The organism is Mangrovibacterium sp. (genome assembly GCF_059905295.1).
On the sequence record NZ_JBZQJF010000318.1, the window covers coordinates 1 to 2,142 of the forward strand.

General features: G+C 39.5%; 3 protein-coding genes and 1 tRNA gene. All 4 read right to left on the reverse strand.

Translation table 11 applies throughout. The features are described from left to right. Nucleotides 1–99: 99 nt before the first annotated feature. A tRNA-Ile gene (locus AC37HE_RS16050) sits at nucleotides 100–173 on the reverse strand. A 114-nt stretch (nucleotides 174–287) separates the two neighbouring features. Beyond that, nucleotides 288–950, reverse strand: coding sequence for a lipoprotein signal peptidase (locus AC37HE_RS16055; RefSeq protein WP_500783986.1), 663 nt, complete (start codon nucleotides 948–950; stop codon nucleotides 288–290). A 64-nt stretch (nucleotides 951–1,014) separates the two neighbouring features. Further along, nucleotides 1,015–1,392 (reverse strand): TraR/DksA family transcriptional regulator, encoded by a 378-nt coding sequence (locus tag AC37HE_RS16060; RefSeq protein ID WP_500783988.1) that lies wholly within the window; start codon nucleotides 1,390–1,392, stop codon nucleotides 1,015–1,017. A gap of 110 nt (nucleotides 1,393–1,502) precedes the next feature. Then, on the reverse strand, nucleotides 1,503–2,142 hold a 640-nt coding region (locus tag AC37HE_RS16065; RefSeq protein ID WP_500783990.1), incomplete at its 5' end, for a DUF5915 domain-containing protein.

Here is a 2,142-nt window from a genome sequence, read left to right on the forward strand (position 1 = left end):
ATCGAATAGACTCCCCGAACAACAACTACCCCCAACTTTCAGGTATTAAAACAAAAAAGAGCTACAAGCAAAAACTGCTGTAACTCTTTGATAATTAAGTGGGCCCACCTGGGCTTGAACCAGGGACTCCCTGATTATGAGTCAGGTGCTCTAACCAACTGAGCTATAGGCCCTAAAAATCTTATTTAGAGGATCATCAGATCCTTGATTTTTCGGATTGCAAGTTTACGATATTCGGACTAAAAACACAAACAAAAATTCAAAATTCAGTTTGTAATTATCCGCAATCAGGCATCGCCATCAGTTTTGTCTGCTGACTTGGCTGATTTTGCTTTTTCCTGATCCAGTTTACTGAATAAACGCCAGTAAAAAATAATGACACTGAAGATTCCAACTGTAATCGCCGAATCTGCCAGATTAAACACAGGACGGAAGAACAGAAACTCCTCCCCTCCAACACCTGGAACCCATGACGGGTAATGCCCTGAAATCAGCGGGAAGTAGAGCATATCAACCACCTTTCCATGCAAAAAGGATGAATAACCACCTCCTGCAGGAAAAAGCTCAGCAACCTTACCGTAACTATCACTGAATATTAATCCATAAAAGGCACTATCGATAATATTACCCACAGCCCCAGCCAGGATAAGTGATACACAAGCTATAAAGCCCATTGGAATATCGTTGCGCTTAACCAGTTTTAGCAAATACCAGCCAATACCAAATACCGCTACGATGCGGAATAGGCTAAGGAATATTTTTCCGTAATTCCCGGCAAATTCAAAGCCGAAAGCCATTCCGTTATTTTCGACAAAATGAATAACGAACCAATTTCCAAAGACTGAAAATTCTTCACCTAAAAACATGTTGGTTTTAATCCAGAATTTCAGCAACTGGTCAACAACAAGCACCGCAATAATGATCAGAACCGACTTTTGTAGTTTTGACATGCCAATTTGTTTGATAAAAAAAAGATTGGAAGAAGGATTCTCCCAATCATATCGTTTTCGCTTTTTATTTTTGATTGTTCTTCGCTTCGATACTCAGGGTTGCATGAGGTACCGCGCGTAATCGCTCTTTCGAGATTAGCTTGCCGGTTTCCCGACAAATGCCATAGGTCTTGTTTTCAATACGAATTAAAGCAGCTTGTAAGTGCTGAATAAACTTTAGCTGACGAGCCGCCAACTTTCCGGCTTCTTCCTTTGACAAGGTCGCAGCTCCTTCTTCCAACACTTTAAATGTTGGTGAAGTATCCTGGGTATCATTCCCATCGCTGTGTGTAATGGAATTCTTATATAACTCGTAATCTTTTTGTGCTTTTGCAAGTTTTCCTAAGATCAGTTCTTTGAACTCCGCCAACTCAGCATCCGAATATCTGGTTTTCTCAGCCATACCAATAAATTTTAGTTCGTTAGTTCTATTCGAATGACAACTCATTCGGTTTCTAAATTATAAAATATATTTGATATCCGGCTGCTTCGTATCCCCGTCAAACAGCCGATTTATCCCTTTTTTTCAACAAAAATACGAGCCTCAACATCTTGATCAATTTCCACCAACTGACCCAAGCCATTGTCCATCGATTCAACCAAAGCTAATTCTGCGGAAAGTGTTTGGCTAGCGATGTATTCTTTAAAATTCTCAACCGCCTGATTATAAAAATCATGCTTTTCAATTTTCACATTAATCCGGTCGGTAACTTCAAAATCGCTATCCTTCCGGATGTTTTGAATTTTATTGATGAACTCGCGGGCAATACCCTCTTGTTTTAATTCTTCGCTAATGTTGATATCTAATGCAATTGTTAACTCTCCTTCGGTTGAAACCAACCATCCCGGAATATCTTCGGTGGTAATTTCAACGTCAGCAGGTGTCAATTCAACATCCTGATCAGCCACACTCAGTTTGAAACTTTCATTTTTCTCCAACTCAGCAATGTCGGTTTGAGAAAACTGTGCAACGGATGCTGCAATTTGTTTCATAATCTTACCATACTTCGGACCTAAGGTTTTGAAGTTTGGTTTAATTTTCTTCTTGATTATTCCAGCCGTGTCAGTCAGGTACTCCACCTCTTTCACGTTTACTTCAGAAAGAATAATATTTTCAACTGATTCAAACTGTTCTTTAAAATGGGCATTCAAC

Coding starts and splice junctions, on each gene's coding strand:
- AC37HE_RS16055 (WP_500783986.1), bottom strand. CDS start 950: ATGTCAAAACTACAAAAGTCGGTTCTGATCATTATTGCGGTGCTTGTT.
- AC37HE_RS16060 (WP_500783988.1), bottom strand. CDS start 1,392: ATGGCTGAGAAAACCAGATATTCGGATGCTGAGTTGGCGGAGTTCAAA.